This window comes from Lactobacillus melliventris (genome assembly GCF_013346935.1).
GTDB lineage: Bacteria > Bacillota > Bacilli > Lactobacillales > Lactobacillaceae > Lactobacillus.
Map to the genome: position 1 here is coordinate 81601 of NZ_JAAEEB010000004.1, position 22321 is coordinate 103921.

Sequence of the window (22321 nt, forward strand, 5' to 3'; positions counted from 1 at the left end):
TATCTCCTAAAACTCAAAATAAATTGTCATAAACTTAGCGTGCCCAATTTTTGGTATGATTACTTGCTTATTCTTAATTTTTAAATCTTGTAAAATACGCTCCCTTAAATCAACTAGTTGAACTATCTTTGGCTGTTTAGCAAACGTAATTTGTTCACTCACTTGGTGAAATTTGGGGTTATAGAGTCGTAAACAATATCCTAGACCAGACCTTGATCTTTCAATTGTACTTACTGTCAACTTGTTTTCAGTTTTAAATAAGCTAAATTCAGGTTCTAAAAACTGTCTACACGGATTCAGTGGAAAAGTTAGCCTACCGTTTAAAAATTCTGCATATTCATAGACTTGCAAAGGAGATTCGTAGTCTTTAACTTCATTAGCTAAATTTGACTGATCATAACTGGATTGTCCTGTAGTCAGTGCAAATTTAAATTCCAATTTATGATTTAATTGCGCGTTAGGCGTCGTGACTGTTTCATCCCCGGAGGCGCGACCAGGACGATATAATAAATCACTTTTGCCTAGCATGCCAAAAGTGCGGAAAAGGGTCAATCTTATAACAGAATCCTTTTTACCTAGGCACTCATATTCTCTGACCGCTTGTGGAATAACAGCTATATTTCTTTTAGCATTTGAAAGACACACAAAACTTTGCATTGTATTGATAGAAATTGGTTTTTCTTGCCATTTTTCTTGATTTTGCGCCCAATCTGCTAAGTCTTCCTCTTTTGCAAGAGGACGTTTGATTGTGCCAAATTGAATATCCGCAATACTAAAATTAGTATCAAGTTGACTAGCAAAATCAACGCAGAGTCTGTGACTCAACGGCTTAGTATTATCAACTTGAACTTTAAACTTAATCATTTTAGCGGACTTGGTTAATTTAACAACCATTTTTACAGGCATTTTAGTGTCGGTTATTTCCTGACTTCTCATTTCCAAATTTTTAGGAACCATGTAATTAAACAAGATAATTAATTTATCTTGCAATTTGCCATGCGATACCTGCACCTGATGTTTTTGACTAGTCGAATAGATTATTAAATCTTTTTTTGCAGGTGAATAATTATATGAATCTCCCCCGTCACCGTTTTCTTCTAGAATTACTTGATTTGAATAAAGCTTTTTATTCAGTTTATCTAAAATATTCAAACTGCCATCTGTGTTAACAGAAATTTGATAATACTCATTTTCAATTTTCGTATCAGCAATTTCTAACTCGTTTAACTCTATTTCCTTGTCCTCAAGTGGTATTAGGTAAAATTGCTTATAACCATAAGGCGGAATTTCACCAAAATCAATATTCAAGTTGATACAGTAAACTTTTTTCGGGGTATAAATATTTTCTCCCGGATTTAGTTGGATAGTGGCACCCTTTATCAAATTAGTGTTATCTTTGATTGAATTAATTTCGTATGCTATCTCATTGTTTTCATAATCGACAATCTTAAAATTGCGACTTGGAATATACAGAGTCTTATTAATTACTTTATCTCTTACAAAGGGCAATGTATTAAATACTGTCAAAGTAATCGGATACTTTTCACTTTTAATATGTGTAGAAATGAAGCGTAAAGTAGAATCAACTAAGCTTTCAGCAGTATCTTTCACTTCCAGATACCGCATTTTTATCGCATTGTTAACTCTATCAGATACACAATTACCCATTGAATCGTGTGCCGCATTTTTACCCATTTTTTGCCACAAGCTTTTTATTGCTGCAAAAGGATAATTTAGACCAAAATAACTGCCCATGGACAAAACAGGCTGCACAATGTTAGTGAGATAATTTTGTAATTCCGTATTTAATTTTTTGATATCTGCTCGAGAAGAATAGATCGACTTGTGAACACGCATATCTTTGCCGCAATCCTGCTCACCTCTAACTACTGCCATGTCAGGCTTATCTTTTTTCACTGCAGCAATATATTCTGGCAACGATGCTACCTTAAATCGGTATTCTTTCTCGTTAGCATCATTTAACTTTGTAATTAAATCTGGCAAGTCATGTCTTAATGGAGCCATATCTGAACCATTCGGAAATAAAATGTTATTTGTTGTTGCTTGTTGGACTACAGTTTTGAAGGGTTCAGTTTTCATTAATGCTGATAACTTATTTTCATCAATTACGCTCCCGATAAAATAGCCACAAGCCATGCGAAACACATTAATTCGGGAACCATCTTCACCCTGCCAAATAAATTCAGATTTTTTAGTGTCCGCCATTGAAAAGCCACGATATAAAACTGCATCTTTGATGCCAAAACTAGAGTATATTTGCGGCAAACTTGACTCTTGACCAAACGAGTCCGGTACATAAGCTACATTCATGTATCCTCCTAAATCAGATGCGGCACTTGTCCCGATTCTGAGGTTATTAATGATACTTTCACCAGATGCCATGAACTGATCAGTTTGGGTATACCATGGTCCTAAGAAAAGTTTCTTTTCTTTAACTAATTTTTTTACACGCTCAATATCTTGCGGACGCCAAGATAAATAATCTTCAATTAAAGAAGTTTGACCATCTAATAAAAAGCTACCGTACTTTTCGTTTTTTTCTAAATGATCAATTACATCTTTTAAGTCTTTAATTAAATATGCTTTAGCTCGTTCTGAAGTAAAAAACCATTCTCTGTCCCAGTGAGTATGCGGGACAACAAAAACTTTTTTTATCATTCTGTCTCCTAAATAAAAAAACTATAGCTTAAAAGGAATATTTTCTTAAACTATAGTTTTTATTTCTACTGAATATTTAACTCGATGTCGTCGTCACTCACTGATTCATCACCAGATGAATCCTTATCTGTAAAGTCAGCAATTAATGGTGCAACTATAGCTATAAATAAAGCACAAACAAAAATACCAGCAAGATAAGCAAAAATATTATCTGCAGTCAAAATTCCGGGTAAACCGCCTAAAGGTGGAATATGGGATTTCACTCCTAAAAATGCACCTGTGGCCGAACCTAGAGCTCCACCAAGTACATTAACAATTATCAGTTGTGGGGCCTTCATCATGAATGGAATCGCACCTTCAGTAATACCAAAAGTTCCCATAATTAAGTTGTTATGTCCCATTTCTAATAATTCGGCAGAAAATCGCTTCTTAGGCCAAATGAAACTCATAAGCGCATAACCCATTGGAATAGCGCAAATAGCAATGTTGGTATATAAACATGGCTGATAAATGCCTTCTATAAAGAAAAAGTTTCCTACTCCCCAAGCTGCTTTATTAACTGGTCCACCCAGGTCAACACCGATCATGCCTCCCATAATGGCAGCTAATAAGACAGCATTAGTCTTTTGTTCGACCATATACTTAACCCAAGATGTTAAGCCATTATTAATCCAAGCTAGTGGTGGCGTTAAAATAACACCTACAAAGAGCGCCACTGAGCCAACAGTTAAAAGCGGCATGACAATAAGTTCAATTGCCGAATTCCATTTATCTGGAACTTTAATCTTGCGGCACCAACGTGCTACATAGCCGGCAATGAGTCCAGCAGCGATGGCTCCAATAAAGCCAAGTTGATTATTAGTAGCTAACTGACCACCGATAAAACCAGCACCTAAAGCTGGTTTGTCACCGAGAGCGTACGCAATATAGCCACCAATTACCAAGTTAACTAAGCCAATACCAATCCAACCTACTGAGTTTATTTGATAAAGAATATGGAAAAAGCCACCGGTTTTAGCAAACTTAGATAAATTACCATAGCCAAAGCACATACCAATCAATTGCGGTACACCAACAACAAGTGCACCACCGATAACAGTTGGGATCATGTATGAGATCCCACTCATGATTGCTCCTTCCCACTCTTTCAAAATTCTTTTCATACTAATTCTCCTTCTTAATTGCAGCAGCACATTTCTTCAAAACAGCTTTAGGTGCCTTAATGCAAGTGTTAATATCTACTCGAATAACTGGCTTGCCCTTAAATCTGTCCATACTAGTTATTTTTTGATCAGAAGCAATTAAGACAAAATCAGCTGCATCTGCTTCTTTCTGGGAAATAGCGTTAACTGGTCCCATCATTCCTTGTTGCTCAATTTTGACATTCCAATTTAATTCCTTACCAGCTTTTTCTAGAGCCTTAGCTGCCATTGGGGTATGGGCCAAGCCTGCTGGACAAGCAGAAACTCCTACTACATTCATTTTTTATTCTCCAATCTTTTCATTAATAAATTGTGCAATCATTTCTTTAGAAGAAAGGCTGCGTAATTTTTCTTTAAAATCTTTTTCCAACAATGCCGTTGATAAATTGGCCAGCATTTGCAAATGTTTGTCTCCTGCATTTTCGGGTGGGACCATCAATGCAAAAACATCAGTTACTGGCTTTTTATCATATGTCTTCCAGTTTAAAGGCTGACTTAATCTAAAATAAAGAAAACCCGGTTTTTTAACCGCTGTTGTTTTAGCATGCGGAATTGCAAAGCCATCTTCAAGTCCTGTTGAAAATTCTTGCTCTCTTGCCAAAAAACTTTGATCTAATTTTTCAATGTCATTGGTATAGCCTGCATCATATGCCGCTTTGGCTGCATATTGTAAAAAGTCTTCTACGCTAGCTTCATTGACATCTAAAAAAACATCATCGGCAGAAAATTTCATTTATGTCTTCACTTCTTTTCTTATTTGAAAACCTTTTCAATAAATATATTATCTTTTAATAATTAATTTGTAAGTACCAGTATTTTCCATTTAAATTGGAAAAATCATATTTAAAGTAGTCATAATCCTGTTTAACTAGGTTTGTTTAATACAAGCTGTTTTATAATCTAAGTTTTTTCTAAAAGTTTAACTATAAAAATAGCCCTGAAAGTTATTTGACTTTCAGGACTTAGTTTGATGATAAAAGAGCCTGCTATACTTTTACTTAATAGTAATAGTTCCTTCTGTTGAATCAACCAAAAGAAAATTTTTCTTGGAGTTCTTTTTGATGAAGTTTTCATAAGGCTTTGAACCCTTATACCTAATTGCTTTGCCATCTGCTGTCAACTGGTAACTTAGGTTAGACGTATTTTTAATTACTAAATTGCTACTTTGTAAAGTAAAAGAATTTCTATTGCTAAGTTGTGAATTGTTAATTGTAATATTAGCGTTAGAAGCATCCAGAGTCATTGTTGAACGACAATTTAAAAGTCTGCACCAACCTCCATCTATTTTAACTTCTGCATTACCCAGATCAGAGTTATTGAGTGTTAATCTATGGTTGCTACCAGTTATTAAACTTGTATTTTTCGTGTCAATATTATCAATATCTAAATAACCATCCATACAACTCACAAAATTTGCATTAGCTTTCAGGTCTTTTAATCTGATGTTTCCGTGATCACTGTCGCTATCAAATTCGGTATAGTGAACATTTTGAGGAACAGTTACGTCAATTCTGGAACCAATTTTACGCCAATTGATTGCAATAGGTCTGGGCTCATAGATATCCAAACGGTTATTTGCTAATTTGACTTGTACTGCATCTGGATTAACTCCAGTAACATTAACTTGGTATTTTTTGCCCGAATGAAGAAAAACATCAGAGGAATCAGTTTGAATAAAAACTTTATTAAATTTGTGGTTTGAAGTATATGTACGTGTGAGCTTAGAATCATCAATAGCGGTCAAAGTAAAGTGGTTATGATTAGCAATTATTGGTCTTACACCGTTATTAGACCAGCCAACGAGCATCATAACAAGACCAACAGTTATGGCCAATCCACATATACGATAAAACTTTTTCATAATTAATCCAATCCTCCTCACTCATCTAAACATTGGTTTTATAGTAACGCTGCTTGAAAATTTTCCGGCCAATGTGTTGAAAAAAAGCAGCACATTCTGCAGTTAGGAAGCGAATAAACTTCATAATTACTGGGAATAGCATTAAGCTGATACATGTTAAAACTAAACCTCCTCCAACATAGAAAAAGCCTGAAGCCCAGTAGCCACCAAAAAGCAGTCCAAACGATCTAATCAATATAAAAGCACCAGCGATGAATAAAGAGGTAATAATGATAGCTAAAGCAATAAAGATTGCGGCCAATGCAATCAATACTGCTACCATAACTATTACTGCTGCTAATGCTAATGGTATGCCGATGGGTGCAGCCAGAACTCCCAATAAAATAACCCAAATGGTTTTTAAGTTAGACTTGGAGCTGGTTTTGTGTGCCTCTTCTCTTTCAGGTATTGAAACTGAATAGTCCGCCATAATTTTGTGTGCTAATTGCTTGGGAGTCCCTAACTCAGCAATTATCTCTGATTCATTATGGTAATTGCCGTCCAGTAAAAACTCCTGATAAAATTCCACAACATCTTGCATATCAGAATTAGGCAAATTAACAAGATTTTGCTTTAACTGCAAAATATAATTATCAATAACTTTATTCATTTTCTTCTCCCATAATTTGATTTATCTTAGTGCTAAAACTGTACCACTCTTTTTTAATTGTTTTTAATTCTGCTTTACCTGAAGCAGTAATTTGATAGTAATTCCTGCTTCTTCCCTGAAAAAGCCTGGTACCAACTAATAAGAATTTGTTTTCCCTTAATCTTTTCAAGACAGGATAGATGGCAGACTCAGAAATACCAAAAGTTGCTTTAGCCCAGTTTGTTATTCCACGACTATAACCACTGTTTTCTTTAATAAAAGCTAAGACAACTCCATCAAGAAGACGATTTGAAATTACTATCGTCATAATTATTTCCTCCATTATTATATTATATATAATATTGTAGAGCTTAATCAAAATGCATTCAAGCAATTAATAGAACTTTCACTGAATTATTTTTGCATTCTCAAATTTTGCAAACCTTTATCCCTTTGTTTGTTTCTTAAATTTACACATTCACTAAGGTTTTCTAGGCCAAGTTTTTATAGTAAGATAAAAAACTAATAACTATTTTTAATAATGGAGGTTCAATCTATGTTAATGAAACCACGACATTTACAGGTTGGAGATGAGATAGCAATAGTCAGTTTATCAGCTGGTACTCTGGGAGAGAATTTTGCTTCTCATGAACTTAAACAAGGAATTAAGCACTTGAAGCAACTTGGTTTACAGCCTGTTTTTATGTCCCATGCTCTCAGCGGTATTAAATACATCAAAAGTCATCCTGCTGAACGCGCTGCCGATTTAAAAGCAGCATTTTTAGAACCAGATATCAAAGGAATCATTGCCGCAATTGGTGGGGATGATACCTACAGGACACTGCCTTATTTAATGGCAGATCAGGAATTTAAAACTGCTGTTTTTGAGCATCCCAAGTTGTTTAGTGGTTTTTCTGATACCACGAATAATCATTTAATGTTTTACAGGTTAGGAATGCAAACTTTTTATGGTCCAAGCTTTTTAACTGATTTTGCAGATCTAGAAAACGAACTTTTACCTTACACCAAAAAAACTTTAAATCATTATTTTGAGAATTCACCTGCAACCATCATTCCTGCTAGTGAAACCTGGTATGAAGAAAGAACTGATTATTCAATCAGCCAAGTTGGCAAAAAAAGGATAAACCACCAAGATACTGGTTATGAGGTGCTACGCGGTCACGGAAAAATTCTGGGAAGACTATGGGGAGGTTGTATTGATAGCCTTTACGATGACTTAGTCCCTAATCGTTATGAAGACGAACCGCCTATCGCCAGTCAATATCATCTCATGCTTACAGAGGAAGAAGCTCAAGATAAAATATTATTTATAGAAACATGCGAAGAAAAACCAGCTCCTGAATTTTATCGTAAAGAAGTAGCTAAACTGGCTGAAGTGGGTATTTTAGGCAATGTGCGAGCTATTTTAGTTGGTAAACCGCAGGATAAAAAATATTTTTCTGAGTATAAAAAAGTCTTACTGGAAGAGACTGCTACCTTTAATACACCAATTTTATATAATGTAAATATTGGACATGCTTATCCCCGTGCTGCTCTGCCATACGGCGCGCTAACACAAATTGATTTTGAAAAACCAGAGATAAAAGTTATGGAACCCTGGTTTGCCTAATCTGAAATTATTTTAAAAAAATATTTGCCTTTTTTTAGTCATGGTGTATTATATATATATTACAGCGATACAAAGAAAGAAGGAAAATCTATGAGTTTACTTGAAACTCGTGGTGTAACTCGCACCTATGGCAAAGGTGCAACAAAGTTTGATGCCTTACGTGGAATAAATTTACAGATTAACAAAGGTGATTCGGTGGCTATCATTGGCAAAAGTGGTTCGGGTAAGTCTACCTTGATGCACATCCTGGCACTTCTTGACCACCCCACTACTGGCAGCGTCTTTTTAAATAATAAACCCACAAGTAAAATTAAGAATAAAGCATTAAATAAGCTGCGCAATCAAACATTTGGTTTTGTTTTTCAACAGTTTTTCTTAAACGCTCAAGACAGCGTATTGGAAAATGTCATGCTCCCTCTAAAAATAGCTGGAGTCACAGGCAGAGAGCGCCGTACAAAAGCTCTAGCAGCAATCAAGGCAGTTGGATTAGAAAGTAAAGTCAAAAATAAGGCCAGTGCTCTATCAGGGGGACAAAAGCAACGGGTCTGTATTGCACGTGCTTTAGTCAATGATCCCCAAATCATTTTTGCTGATGAGCCGACAGGAAATTTGGATTCAGCTACTAGCGAAAAAATTGAAAATATTTTATTTAAATTACATCAAGAAAAAAATATCACTTTAATAATTGTTACCCACGATCCGGATTTAGCCAAAAAGTGTGAACGTCAGATTCAGATTAAAGATGGTCAAGTAGTAGGAGGAACACAGCAATGAAATTTCATGATATTCTTAACTCGGCGGCTACAAACTTATGGCACAATAAAGGAAGGACATTCCTAACCATTATTGCTGTTTTCATTGGTTCCCTAACTATTGCCATTACTATGGGTATTAATAATGGTGTTAATGATTATTTAAAAAAGCAAGTCGGCAATGTTGGTAAAACTGAGCAAATGTCTATTTTGCCTGGGAGTTCCAGTCAAGATACGAATGAACCTCAAAAATATAATACCAAGAAAAGCAGTCAAAACGCTGATGGTATGATGGACAAAAACGACGTTAAAAAAATCAAATCTGTTAAAGGCTTAAAAGATTTTAAAGCGCTAAAGGACTGTGATGTTGACTATGTCCAAGGCCGTAATAAAACTAAATATCTTATAATTGCGCAAATATCGGAAGGAATCAATTACGACCTGAAAGTTGGTCACCAAGTTGCAACTAGCGGAAAAAAGGCCCAGATTTTAATCACTAAACCAATGGTTAAATCTTATGGCTTCAAAAATGCTCAAGATGCACTCGGAAAAAAAGTTACTTTAGTGACAAAATCACCCGTTACCAGGAAAAAAGCAAAAATATTTGCTACGGTTGTTGGAGTCAGAAACGATAGTATAGTATCAAAAGGTTTTGCTATTTACAGTAATGGCTTAGGGCAAAAAATAATTGCCGCCAACCAAAAAGGTCTTCCGCATGCATTAAAAGATAAGTATGTTAGTGTTATTGCTACTCCTGTTAACAAGAGTGCCAGCAGCATTAAGAAAGTTGAGGATAATTTAACTAAAAAAGGATATTCCGGTATGACTCTTAAGGAAGCAGTCAATGAACTTTTCCTAACATTCAACGCAGTCACTGGGGTTTTAATTGTTTTTGGAGCTATCGCATTAGTAGCTGCCTGCTTTGGAGTAATTAATACCCTGTACATGTCAGTGAGAGATCGTACAAAAGAAATTGGTCTTATGAAGGCATTAGGGCTTAGCAAAGGTAAAGTATTTTCCATCTTCAGCTGCGAAGCGATCTTAATTGGTTTGTTTGGCTCTTCATTGGGATTATTACTGGCAATGGGCTTAGGTAGTGCCATAAACAATTTTGCTGCTAAGTCATTCTTAAAAGGGCTGGATGGTTTTACCTTAATTCAGTTCAACTGGACTAGTAGCTTACTAATTATTGGCATCATCTGTATAATTACCTTTTTAGCAGGAACACTGCCTGCCAAACGAGCAGCAAAATTAGATCCCATCACTGCTTTAAGATATGAATAAATAATTGCAACATTAAAAAACGCCAGATAATATCTGACGTTTTTTGCCTTTCTTTTATTCAAATAACTACACCTTATTAGATTTTTTATTTAATCAGCATCTATAATACATTTGATTTTAGGTGCTACTAGTTTTTTCATCACTTTCATATCCACTGGCCTATATGCAGTATCTATACACTCGTCCCAATATTCTAAGTGTTTTTGATCAATATAACTATCCGAATCTTCGACTGCATTTCCTCCTTCTCCTTGCATAGAATACCAATAAAAGTATGTGTAACCATCCGCACACTCCTCTTTAAATACAGTCTCAATATACATTCTTTCTCCCGCCATTGTTGCTACAGTATCTTGATGATGTTCATTTAAAAAGTCAATCCATTCCTGTGCCTTCGCTTCTTTTCCTTTTTTAATGCGAAAACGGGTTAATTCAGTTTTTGTCATAATTCTACTTTAATCCTATCTAATCTAAACAAAAGGTACCGAACTTATGTTGGTGCCTTAAATTTTTATAATAAATGGTGTAATTCGTTAAAAATAAATAATTAGCGCTTTCTTAAGACCTAGTTTGAATAACATTTATTTGACTAAATTTCAAAAAGCTTTTAATATCTGGTATTCCCACACTTTTTGAAAACACTGTTTCAATAAATTTCTACTAACTTCATCTGAGTGGTGTTAATTTACTCCCAAAATATATGAACTGAGCTTATAAATATTAGCAACTCAAACCACTCAATAACTTACTTTGGTTACAATTTTGTAGAGCACTCCCAGTTAATTATTTTACTTTCTTTACCTTCCGTTCTATTAAATCTGCAATTACGGCTGGAATAATTGCAATAAAAGCAGTCCCTCTTTCTCCCCAGATCAGTATCCCGACTGCAAGTACAATTGAAACTATTGCTAAAGCAACAGCTATTTGATGATATATTTTTTTACTCATAATAGTTCAAGCTCCTAACTACTTAAATGTGTTGGAATATACTTTTGTTGAAATTATCATTGAAACGATTGATATTACTGCAATTAAGATACAGCTTGCGATTACTAATAGTAAAGAATTAGTATTACTAATCCAAGTGATAAACAATAGACCCCAAGTCGTTTTCTGCAAAATATAAATCACTCCCATGATAAGGACTAAGACCAGTATATTTACGATTGTGCTGCCAAACGTACCGAATGCATAAACTGCTGGAAGTAAGAGAACTACATACATGATACCAATCAATAAGCCAACTATCGCTATCAATATATGGATTTGCAGACTAAATTGTTGGAAAATTAGAGCAGTGCCGATACTTAAAATTAAAGTTATAAAGCTAATAAATAGAATTAATGAAATACAAAAAATGTATCTAGCCAAAACTATGTTTTTTTTAGGAATAGGGAAAACACCGACAAATCTGTTCCATCCATTTTCTTGGTCAGCAACTAATAGACTAGTTGGTATTGATGCTAAACCAATCGGTCCCATGATTGAGAGAAAAATCGTTCCAGACTCTCTACAAAAAATTGTCACCAAAAGTAGTACTAATATAATTAGCAATCTACCTATTAAACTTACCTTATTTAATATAAGTTGCAAATCCTTATAGAGAAGTCCCTTCATCCATCCTCACTCCTTTTACTAAAAATAGCAATATTTCTTCTAATGAAGCATAATCTTTATAACCAACTCTTTCTTGTGATACATCAACTAGATATTGAACCAAGTTATCTTGGCATAATTTATATTTGATGTTTTTCAATGGCAAGCTTGTTATTTCGGTTTTAATCGTATAGTGGTTAAGCAATTCGCTCCGGCCACCCTTTAATAAAATATTGCCATTTTTAATAAAAACAAAATAGTCAGCAACTTGTTCTAAATCGCTTAAGATATGTGAAGACAATAATACCGTCATTTGATTATCGCTTACATATTCTTTTAGCAAAGACAAGATTTCTTTCCTTATAATTGGATCAAGCCCACTGGTTGCTTCATCAGCAATTAAGAGTCTAGGATGATGAGAAAGGGTGGCAGCAAAATTTAATTTAACAAGCATCCCTCTTGAAAAATTACTAATAGGCTTATTGGTAGACAAATCAAAATCATCAATTAAATTGTGATAGAGTTTTTTATCCCACCGGGAATAAATTTTTTCTAGCATTTTTTCAATTTGCTGAACAGAAAATGAGTTTGGAAAATAATTTTGCTCCAAAATTACACCTAAGTTAAGTTTTATCTGGTTTTCATCTTTAACATAATCTAAACCAAAAATTTTTACATTGCCTATTTCACTTTTTATTTGATTTAATAGTAAATTCAAAAAAGTTGACTTACCTGACCCATTTTCACCAATTAAACCAACAATACTACCTTCATTTATTTTTAAATTGTTAATTTGTAGTTGAAAATCTGCGTACCGCTTACCTAAATTTAGCACTTCTATAATTGGTTTTGTATTCATTTTATACCTCGCTAAGATTGCAACATCATATATATAACCATTAAACTACTTCAAATTAGGATTATCAAAGTCAAACAGCATATTGCTTTTTTAAAGTATTGATGTGAAAGTGTGTGAATTTAGCTAAAAAGTACCAAAAAACACTCCATGGTGTGAACCATGAAGTGTTTTGAAACCTTGATATAATCGTGTTGATTAACGTTTACTAAATTGTGAAGCCTTACGAGCCTTCTTAAGACCTGGTTTCTTACGTTCAACCATTCTTGGATCACGAGTTAAGAAACCTGCCTTCTTCAGTGGACCACGAAAATCAGGATCTACTTCAAGAAGAGCACGAGCAATTCCTAAACGAATAGCTCCAGCTTGACCTGAGAAACCTCCGCCATTGACATTAACCTTAACATCATATTGATTTTCAGTTTCAGTCAAAGTCAATGGTTGCTTCAAATCCTTAACTAAATTAGGAAAAGGAATGTATTGATCAATATCTTTATTATTAGCGGTAATTTTACCACTACCTGGTACTAAACGAACACGTGCAACAGAATTCTTGCGCCGACCAGTACCTGCATATGCGACTTGTTGTGCCATTATTTAACCTCCTAGATTAATTTGTTAATGTCTAATTTTTCAGGCTTTTGTGCTTCGTGCTTATGGTCAGCACCAGCATAAACATGCATCTTCATAAATTCTTGGTGACCAAGAGTGTTTTTAGGAAGCATACCCTTAACTGACAATTCAACTAATCTAACTGGATTATTAGCCAGCAAGTCTCCGGCTGGAGTGGCCTTTATGCCACCACGGTAATCAGAGTGATGGTAGTAAATCTTGTCAGTAGCTTTCTTACCTGTTAACTTTAGTTTAGCGGCATTAATTATAATGACGTTATCACCAGTGTCAACGTTTGGTGTATATTGAGGCTTATTCTTACCTCTTAAAATAGTTGCTACTGCAGTTGACAGACGACCTAAAGATACATCTGTTGCGTCAATAACATACCACTTACGTTCAATTTCATTAGGTTTCGCTAATTGTGTAGTACGCAATTTAATTTCCTCCGTTTATACGTTGTTTGAAAACAATAAGATTCCGGGGCCTATCGTGGACAAACATACTTTAATATAATAATTCTTTTCAATTAAAAAGTCAATATTATTCCCTGTCGAGCCTATATTTTTTAGGTATATCATCATAAAAAACATGGTATAAGAATAACCCACTTGCCTGAGCAGTTTCTCTTACCTGCTCCCGATCCTGTGCCATTATTACCCGGGGAATATCATTAACAGGACGCTTACCCCTACCAATTTCTAATAACATTGCTACTAAAATACGGACCATATTGTAAAGAAAACCAGAGCAGATAAAATCAAAGACAATTTCATTATTCTGCTTATCTTTTTGGATATTTACATAAAACATCGTGCGAACCTTGTTCTTAATTTGGCCTCCACTAGCTGCAAAGCTGGTAAAATCATGTGTTCCCAGTAAATCAAAAGAAGCCTTTTTCATTTTTTCCACATCAACTGGATAAGGATAATGTCCCGTATAGAGACGCTTAAAGGGGTCGACAAATCTGTCTAAACTAACGCGATAGCGATACCACTTACCTTTAGCGCTATACCGCACATGAAATTTTTCATCAACTATCTCACATTTTTTAAAAACAATGTCTAGCGGCATCATCGAATTTAAAGCACAAATCATTCTTTCTGGCAGAATTAGTTTATCAGGATAGTCGAAATGAATTACCTGGCCCAATGCATGAACTCCTGCATCTGTACGTCCTGAACCCTCAACAACCACATTTTTGCCCTTAGTCATTTTAGATAACGCGGCTTCAATCGTTCCTTGCACAGTTCTTTGACGAGGTTGATACTGGAAGCCATGGAAAAGGTGTCCGTCATAAGCAACCGTCATTTTATATCTTGTTGTCATTAATGTGTCCTAAATATTAATAAAAGCCCTAACAGTAAAATGAAATAAATCAAGTTAATAAGATCAACATTGGACCATTTTAGAATTCTAAATTTTGTCCTACCTTGATCTCCACGATAACCACGTGATTCCATCGCAGTTGATAAATCAATCGCTGTTTCTAACGAATTAATAAATAGTGGAACCAGGAGAGGGGTAATCGCCTTTGCCCTAGTAACTAGCCCGCCATTATTAAAATCTGCACCTCGTGAACGTTGGGCATTCATAATTTTTAAAGTTTCATCAAATAAAGTTGGTACAAATCGTAAAGCTATTGACATTATTAGAGCGATTTTATCGACTGGAACATGAATTATTTTTAGCGGTTTTAATAGCCATTCAATAGCATCAGCAATTTCAAGTGGTTTAGTTGTAACAGTCATTACTGTAGAAATTAAGATGATCACTGTAAAGCGGATAAAAATATAAATAGCATTGGTGATACCATAACTAGACAATGCAAAAATTGTCCACTGCCAATAGACGGTTCCACCAACTGAGAAAAACAACTGCAAAAAGGACGTGAACAAAATTAACCAAATTAGGGGTTTAACTCCATCCCAAAAGACTTTTGGTTTTAGTTTAGTGGCAGCTACAGCAGCTATACTAAAAATAGTTACAATTAGGTAAGAAACTGGATTATTGGCTAAAAATACGAATAAAATAAAAATAATAGTTGCTAGTAATTTTCCTCTTGGATCCATACGATAAATTATCGAGTCACCAGCTACATAACGGCCAATTAAGATTTTACTCACATTCTCACCCCTTTAAATTGGTTTCTATATCTTTTACTAAGTCAGCTATAGTTAATGGTAATTTTGCAAACTGATAGTTTTGCAATTTAGTTGCAAACAAGGATGGCTTAGGCTCTTCTAAATGATGCTTTTGTAACCAATTACGATCTTTAAAAATGTCTCTTGGTGCAGCTTGTTTAATCATTTTACCGTGCTCCATGACTAAAACATTTTCAGCATAATTAGCTACATCATCCATATTATGAGTAACTAATATTACAGTATGTCCTTCTTTTTGATACTCAGAAAAAAGTGCCATCATTTGTTTACGTGCTTCAGGATCAAGACCAGCGGCTGGTTCATCTAAACAGAGAATATCTGGCTCATAAGCCATAACACCCGCTATCGCTACCCTTCTCATTTGTCCGCCAGATAACTCAAAAGGTGATCGTTTACCAATCTCTTCAGGTAAACCAACTTTTTTTAGCCAAAACCTGGCACTTGCAAGAGCTTTTTCATTATCATAACCAAAGTTTTTAGGTCCAAAAGCAATATCATCTATTACCGTATTTTCAAATAGCTGTGCTTCTGGAAATTGAAAAACCAGACTAACATGTCTTCTCAATTCTTTTAAATTTTTATTGGTAGTTTCTGGTGTGATAGTTGTGCCAGCTATTTCTATTTTCCCAGATGTAGGTCTAATTAGAGCATTAAAATGTTGCATAAGTGTCGATTTACCACTACCAGTATGACCAATTATTGCATTAAAAGAACCATCTTGCAGCTTAAAAGAAACATTGTCTAAACCTTTTTTTTCAAGTGGTGTTTCTGGAGAATAAATGTAACTTACATGTTCGAATTTAATTGACATAAGTAATTGATCAACTCTTTTTCTGAATCTATACTGGCTGGAATTTTAACAGAGTCAACCAGTAACTTTGCTTTGACTTGCTCATAAAATGGTACATCCAAGCCCAACTTTTTCAACAGATCAACTTGACTAAAGACATCTTTAGTACTGCCCTTAGTAATTAATTTACCATCATTCATTACCAAAACCTGGTCAGCCATATTAGCTTCATCAATATCATGCGTAATTGAGATTACTGTCAAGTCATATTTATTCTTCATCGCTTGCACTATTGATAATATTTGGTCTCTACCTTCTGGATCAAGCATTGACGTAGCTTCATCCAGCACAATAATCTTAGGTTTAATAGCCAGTATCCCAGCAATTGCTACTCTTTGTTTTTGTCCTCCTGAAAGATTTGCTGGTTCAGCATTGGTGTATTCGCTCATCCCCACCGCTTTAATTGCTTCAGGAACAATCTTTACCATTTCAGTGTGAGAAACTCCGCGATTCTCTAGGCCAAATGCGACATCATCAGCCACTGTAGCTCCCACAAATTGATTGTCAGGATTTTGAAAGACAATTCCAACTTTGTTTCGAACTTCCCAAACGGTATCATCATTTAGTTTTAAGCCGTCCACTTCAATTTCAGGTTTTCCTTTTTCATCAGGTACCAGTAAACCATTAATCAGGCGGATAATTGTCGACTTGCCACTGCCATTATGGCCAATAATTGATGTCCATGAACCCCGTTTAATATCAAGACTAATGTTGTCTATAGCGGGAGTTCCTGACTCTGGATACGTAAAGCTTACATTTTTTATTTTGATAATACTGTCAGTTGTCATACTCTCACCGTCCTAAAAAGTCTGATTCAATTGTACCAAAAATATTATGATTTCTGAACAAAGTTTGCAATCTTTCTATTTTTATCATTACTATCTGGCTTTTTTTAATAAATTTTAGCAATATCAAAAGGAGTAGCTTTTAAATAAATGATTTTTACTTTGCTTGCAGCAGTGTAATTCATTTTGCCTCACTAAATTAAAGTATTAAAACTGAATATGAGGTAAAAGTCAATTAAGTTTTATTTGTACATTTTCAATTAAGTAAAATCTAAAGCAAAAAAAATCATCCATGAGGAGGGATAAATCACATTATCTAAGCTAGACTAAACTTTCGTCATCATCTTAACGCTTATTCTCACTCTCACGGATAATTCTTAATAGCTATTAAGTTTAGATTATTCGAATTAAACTAATTCTAGAATAACCATTGGAGCTGCATCACCTTTACGGGCAGTAGCAAGCTTCATAATTCTGGTGTAACCACCATTTCTGTCTTTGTAACGAGGTGCCACATCGCTAAAAAGCTTCTGTAAAGCTGATTTAACAACTACTGCATCTTTTTCTTCATGAATATCTGCAACTTCATCACGAATAAAAGCAGCGGCTCTTCTTCTTGCGGCTAAATCTCCACGCTTACCTAAAGTGATCATCTTTTCGGCAGTCTTGCGAACTTCTTTAGCACGTGTTTCAGTAGTAGTAATGCGTTCATTCATGATCAATTGAGTAGTCATTTCTCTTAACATTGCTTTTCTATGTGCACTGTCTCGTCCCAATTTACGGTATGCCATCAGTTTACCTCCTTTATTTTTCGAAATTAATCTTCTTGACGAAGTGATAGTCCCAAGTCAGCTAACTTGTTTTTAACTTCTTCCAACGATTTCCGTCCTAAATTGCGTACACGCATCATATCTGCTTCTGTCTTATCAGTAAGTTCTTGCAGTGTATTAATTCCGGCACGTTTAAGACAATTGTATGAACGAACAGAAAGATCAAGCTCTTCAATTGTCATTTCAAGCTTCTTTTCTGCCGTATCGTCCTCTTTTTCAACCATCACATCATTGAATTTAGTATTTGCATCAGCAGTTTCAAACACTTTAAAGTGTGCGACTAAAATTTTAGCAGCGAAACTGAGGGCATCGTTAGGCTTGATTGAACCATCTGTCCAAATCTCTAAGGTGAGCTTATCAAAATCGTCTCTTTTACCAACACGAGTTGATTCAACTTGATAATTAACTTTCTTTATTGGTGAAAACAAAGAATCAACCGGAATAACCCCAATTGGCATATCCTCACTCTTGTTGTCACTTGCTGCAACGTAGCCACGGCCATTTTGGACAGCAATTTGCATATGCAAATGACCACCATCAGCAATAGTACAAATATATTGGTCAGGATTCAGGATTTGAATATCAGCGTCAGCTTTGAGATCATCGGCGGTTACAGTAGCCGGACCCTCTACGTCAATTTCAATAATTTTTTGTTCATCTGAAAAAGACTTTAATTCAAGTTTCTTAAGGTTCAGGATTATCTTAGCGACATCTTCTCTTACGCCTGGAACGGTTGAGAATTCGTGTAAGACATCATCTATTTGAACGTAAACAAGTCCTGTACCTGGGATAGATGTCAGTAAAACTCTACGTAATGAGTTACCTAAAGTAGTACCAAAGCCTCGTTCAAGTGGTTCAATAACAAATTTACCATACGACTTTTCTTGGTCCACAACGGTAATATTTGGTTTTTCAAATTCAATCATTACTAGGCCCCTTTCAAAACGCAATGTCCTTCATTAAGAACAAAATTAAACACGACGACGTTTTGGTGGTCTAGAACCATTGTGAGGAACTGGGGTAACATCACGAATTGCAGTGATTTCAAGCCCAGTCGCTTGTAGCGATCTAATAGCAGATTCACGGCCAGCACCAGGACCTTTAACAGAAACTTCAACATGTTTCATGCCTTGATCCATTGCGCTCTTAGCTGCTGCTTCTGCTGCCATCTGTGCCGCAAATGGTGTAGACTTACGACTACCTTTAAAGCCTAATGCACCAGCTGAAGACCAAGCAATTGCATTGCCTTGAACGTCAGTAATCATGACTAAAGTATTGTTAAACGTAGAATGGATATGAGCAACGCCTTTTTCAACGTGCTTCTTCACACGGCGTTTACGTGCTGTTTTAGGCATCAATAAACCTCCTTAAAATTTTTATTTATTCTTTTTACTACCCTTACGTGTACGAGCATTATTCTTGGTATTTTGACCACGAACTGGAAGTCCACGACGGTGGCGAATACCACGATATGAACCAATATCAATTAACCGCTTAATGTTCATGCTGACTTCTCTACGTAAGTCACCTTCAACACGGTATTTATCAACTTCTGCACGAAGCTTCTCTTGGTCATCTGGAGTCAAATCTTTTGAACGTATGTCTTCAGAAACACCAGCATCCGCACAAATCTTTTGTGCTGTTGGTTCACCAATACCATAAATATAAGTTAATGCAACAACTATTCTTTTATCTCTTGGTAAGTCAACACCAGCAATACGTGCCATAAATTGCACCTCCTATTTTTCTAACCTTGACGTTGCTTGTGCTTTGGATTTGCAGAGCAAATAACCATTACACGACCATTTCTTTTAATTATCTTACAATGTTCACACATTGGTTTAACAGATGGTCTAACCTTCATGTTTCCCTCCGTTATTACTTTATAAATCGATAAGTTATTCTACCTTTAGTTAAATCATAAGGAGAAAGTTCAACTGTAACACGGTCTCCAGGTAAAATTCGAATATAATGCATTCTAATCTTACCGGAAACATGTGCTAAAATCACTGCTCCATTTTCCAATTCAACTTTAAACATAGCATTAGGCAAGGTATCAACAACCTTACCTTTTACTTCTATGACATCATCTTTTGCCAAAGCCGTTCCTCCGCATTTAAACAGTCATACTTTGAAATTATAACACGGAAAAGTAAATATACAAATTATTGCTTTTTACTTAAAACCGCATCAACATTCTTGAAAACTTCTTCAGGGGTTTGTTCACCATCAACAACAGTTAACAAACCTTTTTTCTGGTAAAAGTCCTTTAGCGGTGTATTCATCTTTTCATTTACTTCTAAACGATTTTTTACTACTTCAGGCTTGTCATCTTCACGTTGATAAAAGTCATGACTGCCACAACGATCACAAGTCCCTTTAACTTGGGGCATTTTTGTAATCTTATTATAAGTAGCACCACAATTTTTGCACATAAAGCGTGCTGACAAACGTTTTACTAAAGTTTCTTCTTTAACTTCAAGTGAAATTACGTTTGTTAATTGTTTATTGACGCGTTTAGCAATATCTTCAAAAAGTTCCGCCTGTACAATAGTCCGTGGAAAACCATCTAAGATGTAACCCTCTTTAATATCAGGTTGCCCTATACGTTCTTCAACTAATTTGGCAGTAACTTCGTCCGGTACCAAATCACCTTTATCAATGTAACTTTTAGCTTCAAGACCAACTTTAGTCTCATTAGCCATTGCTTCTCTAAACATATCCCCAGTTGAAATATGAGTTAGATGATATTTATCGACAATTTGTTCTGATACCGTACCTTTGCCCGCACCAGGCAAACCTAAAAGAAATATATTAATCATTTATCCGTCCCTATCTGATGAATCCAACGTATTCTCTCTTCATTAACAATCCGTTAATTTGACGAGATAGTTCCAAGACGACACCAATAACAATTAAAAGACTGGTACCGCCTAATCCAATTGAACTTGGTAAATCCCAAAAATTAGTAGCAAGTTGTGGTAATAAAGCTACAAGTCCTAAAAATACAGATCCTACTGTTGATAATCTAATCAATACCTTAGAAACATAATCTTGTGTATCTTTACCCGGCCAAACACTTGGGATATAAGCGCCCTGCTTCTGCAAGTTCTTTGCCAGCTTCTCAGGGTTAACCTGAACAAAAGCATAGAAGAACGTGAATAGAATTATTAAAACAGTATAAATTATAACCCCAGGTGTAGTTTGCATACTAAAGATATTAGTCATTATCTTGTACCATTGCTGGTCGCCTTGAGACTTTTGGAAAGCCATTAAAATTGTTGCCGGTGTGATGATGAAAGAACTAGCAAAAATAACTGGAATAACACCAGAAACATTAACTTTCAATGGCAAAAAACTTTCAGAGCCACTAATAGTTGCTCTTCTTGTATATTGTATTGGAATTCGGCGATCTGCCTGTTCTACCCATGTAACTACTTGCGTTACGATAAGTATTGCAATGATAATCGCGATGAAGAACAAAATCCCTTGCCAACGATCACTCACACTGTTGTTAATAACGTCTTCTTTATATAGCTGCCACAGTCCTCGCGGTAGCCTAGCAATAATACCTGCAAAAATAATAACAGAAACTCCATTGCCCAGACCCTTATCAGTGATTTCATCACCTAACCAGGTTAGCAACATTGTTCCGGCAGTCATTACAATTGCAATCTCAAAGTAGGACTGCCAAGTCTGTGACTTGACTAACCCCATCTCAGTCAAAGCATTGAAACCAAGCGTGATACCAATACTTTGGATGAATGCCACAAACAATGCAAGCACACGGGTTACGTTATTAGTCTTACGGCGTCCTACTTCTCCTTGTTTACCCCACTCTACCAACGTTGGAACTATGTCCATTTGTAAAAGTTGAATAACAATTTGTGCAGTAATGTAAGGTGAAACACCTAAAGAGAATATTGAATAGTTATCAAGTCCACCACCAGAAACAGTATCCAGCATTGGGACCAAACCAGTTTGTGCAACTTGAGTAATCGCTTTTGCGTTGACACCTGGAACAGTGATATTAGCTCCAATTCGGTAAATCAAAAGAATAAAGAGTGTGAAATAAATTTTATTTCTAATTTCTTTATCCTTAAAGGCGTTCTTCAAGGTCGAAAACATTAGATCACCTCAACAGATCCGCCTGCATCTTCAACTGCTTTCTTCGCAGCGGCGGAAACTTTGTTAATCTTTACGTTTAACTTAACTTTTAACTCACCTTTTGCAAGCAACTTAACGCCTGATAATTCTTTCTTTACCAAACCTTTTTCTTTAAGACTAGCAACTGTAACTTCGTTACCATCCTCAAACTTGTTTAAATCATCTAAGTTAATGATTGCATACTCTTTGCGGTTAACGTTCTTAAATCCACGCTTTGGCATAGTTCTGAATAATGGCATTTGACCACCTTCAAAGCCTAAACGGGTATGACCGCCTTGGCGAGACAATTGTCCCTTTTGGCCACGGCCAGAAGTTTTTCCAAAACCACTTGAAGTACCACGACCAACACGTTTTCTAGTATTGCGTGAACCTTCAGCAGCATGTAATTCATGAAGCTTCATTAATTTGGCACCTCCTCAATTAA

The 22321-nt window shown here is 35.5% G+C and carries 29 protein-coding genes; 3 read left to right on the forward strand and 26 right to left on the reverse strand.

Annotated elements, in window-relative coordinates; all coding sequences use genetic code 11:
• Positions 1–6: 6 nt before the first annotated feature.
• The 7 genes from GYV61_RS04800 to GYV61_RS04830 form a co-directional block, all read right to left on the reverse strand.
• Positions 7–2679: a glycoside hydrolase family 38 N-terminal domain-containing protein gene (locus GYV61_RS04800; protein ID WP_174794999.1), complete on the reverse strand. Its 2673-nt coding sequence runs from the start codon at positions 2677–2679 to the stop codon at positions 7–9.
• 65 nt (positions 2680–2744) lie between these two features.
• Positions 2745–3842 (reverse strand): PTS fructose transporter subunit IIC, encoded by a 1098-nt coding sequence (locus GYV61_RS04805; protein WP_110446410.1) that lies wholly within the window; start codon positions 3840–3842, stop codon positions 2745–2747.
• Position 3843: 1 nt separating this feature from the next.
• Positions 3844–4161 carry a PTS fructose transporter subunit IIB gene (locus GYV61_RS04810; protein ID WP_046325322.1) on the reverse strand — a complete coding sequence of 106 codons (318 nt, stop codon included), beginning with the start codon at positions 4159–4161 and terminating at the stop codon, positions 3844–3846.
• 3 nt (positions 4162–4164) lie between these two features.
• Entirely contained in the window at positions 4165–4614 is a 450-nt protein-coding gene (locus tag GYV61_RS04815; protein WP_110446411.1) for a PTS sugar transporter subunit IIA, read from the reverse strand.
• Between the two features lie 261 nt (positions 4615–4875).
• Positions 4876–5742, reverse strand: coding sequence for a DUF4097 family beta strand repeat-containing protein (locus GYV61_RS04820; RefSeq protein ID WP_174795000.1), 867 nt, complete (start codon positions 5740–5742; stop codon positions 4876–4878).
• Between the two features lie 25 nt (positions 5743–5767).
• Positions 5768–6391: a DUF1700 domain-containing protein gene (locus tag GYV61_RS04825; RefSeq protein WP_174795001.1), complete on the reverse strand. Its 624-nt coding sequence runs from the start codon at positions 6389–6391 to the stop codon at positions 5768–5770.
• The gene (locus GYV61_RS04830) at positions 6384–6698 is read right to left on the reverse strand and encodes a PadR family transcriptional regulator (protein ID WP_158596002.1); all 315 of its coding nucleotides are present in this window, start codon (positions 6696–6698) and stop codon (positions 6384–6386) included. Before GYV61_RS04830 ends, GYV61_RS04825 begins: the two co-directional genes overlap by 8 nt.
• A 228-nt stretch (positions 6699–6926) precedes the next feature.
• Here GYV61_RS04830 and GYV61_RS04835 point away from each other — a divergent pair, with 228 nt between their 5' ends.
• The 3 genes from GYV61_RS04835 (at position 6927) to GYV61_RS04845 (ending at position 10036) form a co-directional block, all read left to right on the forward strand.
• On the forward strand, positions 6927–8000 hold the full coding sequence (locus tag GYV61_RS04835; RefSeq protein WP_238786752.1) for a S66 family peptidase: 1074 nt from the start codon (positions 6927–6929) through the stop codon (positions 7998–8000).
• 90 nt (positions 8001–8090) lie between these two features.
• Complete coding sequence (locus tag GYV61_RS04840) at positions 8091–8774, forward strand: ABC transporter ATP-binding protein (RefSeq protein ID WP_174795002.1); 684 nt, start codon at positions 8091–8093, stop codon at positions 8772–8774.
• Positions 8771–10036 (forward strand): ABC transporter permease, encoded by a 1266-nt coding sequence (locus GYV61_RS04845; protein ID WP_174795003.1) that lies wholly within the window; start codon positions 8771–8773, stop codon positions 10034–10036. The genes GYV61_RS04840 and GYV61_RS04845 overlap by 4 nt, the downstream gene beginning before the upstream one ends.
• Positions 10037–10125: 89 nt before the next feature.
• On the opposite strand, the gene GYV61_RS04850 is transcribed toward GYV61_RS04845, so the two are convergent.
• The 19 genes from GYV61_RS04850 to rplO form a co-directional block, all read right to left on the reverse strand.
• Positions 10126–10482, reverse strand: a complete 357-nt coding sequence (locus tag GYV61_RS04850) for a DUF6176 family protein (RefSeq protein WP_174795004.1) — start codon at positions 10480–10482, stop codon at positions 10126–10128.
• A 337-nt stretch (positions 10483–10819) separates the two neighbouring features.
• Positions 10820–10984 (reverse strand): hypothetical protein, encoded by a 165-nt coding sequence (locus GYV61_RS04855; RefSeq protein ID WP_174795005.1) that lies wholly within the window; start codon positions 10982–10984, stop codon positions 10820–10822.
• Positions 10985–11002: 18 nt separating this feature from the next.
• Positions 11003–11653, reverse strand: coding sequence for an ABC-2 transporter permease (locus GYV61_RS04860; protein WP_174795006.1), 651 nt, complete (start codon positions 11651–11653; stop codon positions 11003–11005).
• Positions 11634–12491, reverse strand: coding sequence for an ABC transporter ATP-binding protein (locus tag GYV61_RS04865; RefSeq protein ID WP_174795007.1), 858 nt, complete (start codon positions 12489–12491; stop codon positions 11634–11636). Before GYV61_RS04865 ends, GYV61_RS04860 begins: the two co-directional genes overlap by 20 nt.
• Before the next feature lie 195 nt (positions 12492–12686).
• Positions 12687–13082 carry a 30S ribosomal protein S9 gene (gene rpsI / locus GYV61_RS04870; RefSeq protein ID WP_034980394.1) on the reverse strand — a complete coding sequence of 132 codons (396 nt, stop codon included), beginning with the start codon at positions 13080–13082 and terminating at the stop codon, positions 12687–12689.
• Between the two features lie 11 nt (positions 13083–13093).
• The gene (gene rplM, locus GYV61_RS04875; protein ID WP_122037880.1) at positions 13094–13537 is read right to left on the reverse strand and encodes a 50S ribosomal protein L13; all 444 of its coding nucleotides are present in this window, start codon (positions 13535–13537) and stop codon (positions 13094–13096) included.
• A 106-nt stretch (positions 13538–13643) separates the two neighbouring features.
• Positions 13644–14429: a tRNA pseudouridine(38-40) synthase TruA gene (truA, locus tag GYV61_RS04880; RefSeq protein WP_174795008.1), complete on the reverse strand. Its 786-nt coding sequence runs from the start codon at positions 14427–14429 to the stop codon at positions 13644–13646.
• Positions 14429–15226, reverse strand: a complete 798-nt coding sequence (locus GYV61_RS04885; protein WP_174795009.1) for a CbiQ family ECF transporter T component — start codon at positions 15224–15226, stop codon at positions 14429–14431. Before GYV61_RS04885 ends, truA begins: the two co-directional genes overlap by 1 nt.
• A gap of 4 nt (positions 15227–15230) precedes the next feature.
• Positions 15231–16076, reverse strand: coding sequence for an energy-coupling factor transporter ATPase (locus GYV61_RS04890; RefSeq protein WP_174795010.1), 846 nt, complete (start codon positions 16074–16076; stop codon positions 15231–15233).
• Complete coding sequence (locus GYV61_RS04895; protein ID WP_174795011.1) at positions 16052–16903, reverse strand: energy-coupling factor transporter ATPase; 852 nt, start codon at positions 16901–16903, stop codon at positions 16052–16054. The genes GYV61_RS04890 and GYV61_RS04895 overlap by 25 nt, the downstream gene beginning before the upstream one ends.
• A gap of 404 nt (positions 16904–17307) precedes the next feature.
• Entirely contained in the window at positions 17308–17691 is a 384-nt protein-coding gene (gene rplQ, locus GYV61_RS04900) for a 50S ribosomal protein L17 (RefSeq protein WP_046325341.1), read from the reverse strand.
• A gap of 26 nt (positions 17692–17717) precedes the next feature.
• A complete protein-coding gene (locus GYV61_RS04905) occupies positions 17718–18656 on the reverse strand; it encodes a DNA-directed RNA polymerase subunit alpha (protein WP_046325342.1) in 939 nt (312 codons plus the stop codon).
• 45 nt (positions 18657–18701) lie between these two features.
• A complete protein-coding gene (rpsK, locus tag GYV61_RS04910) occupies positions 18702–19085 on the reverse strand; it encodes a 30S ribosomal protein S11 (protein WP_034980403.1) in 384 nt (127 codons plus the stop codon).
• A gap of 21 nt (positions 19086–19106) precedes the next feature.
• A complete protein-coding gene (rpsM, locus tag GYV61_RS04915; protein ID WP_034980405.1) occupies positions 19107–19457 on the reverse strand; it encodes a 30S ribosomal protein S13 in 351 nt (116 codons plus the stop codon).
• A gap of 20 nt (positions 19458–19477) precedes the next feature.
• Positions 19478–19594, reverse strand: a complete 117-nt coding sequence (gene rpmJ, locus GYV61_RS04920) for a 50S ribosomal protein L36 (protein ID WP_006729432.1) — start codon at positions 19592–19594, stop codon at positions 19478–19480.
• Between the two features lie 14 nt (positions 19595–19608).
• Positions 19609–19830: a translation initiation factor IF-1 gene (gene infA, locus GYV61_RS04925; protein ID WP_034980408.1), complete on the reverse strand. Its 222-nt coding sequence runs from the start codon at positions 19828–19830 to the stop codon at positions 19609–19611.
• Positions 19831–19895: 65 nt separating this feature from the next.
• A complete protein-coding gene (locus GYV61_RS04930) occupies positions 19896–20552 on the reverse strand; it encodes an adenylate kinase (RefSeq protein ID WP_046325343.1) in 657 nt (218 codons plus the stop codon).
• 10 nt (positions 20553–20562) lie between these two features.
• Complete coding sequence (gene secY, locus GYV61_RS04935) at positions 20563–21858, reverse strand: preprotein translocase subunit SecY (protein WP_174795012.1); 1296 nt, start codon at positions 21856–21858, stop codon at positions 20563–20565.
• Positions 21858–22298 carry a 50S ribosomal protein L15 gene (gene rplO, locus GYV61_RS04940; protein ID WP_046325345.1) on the reverse strand — a complete coding sequence of 147 codons (441 nt, stop codon included), beginning with the start codon at positions 22296–22298 and terminating at the stop codon, positions 21858–21860. The genes secY and rplO overlap by 1 nt, the downstream gene beginning before the upstream one ends.
• Between the last annotated feature and the right edge of the window lie 23 nt (positions 22299–22321).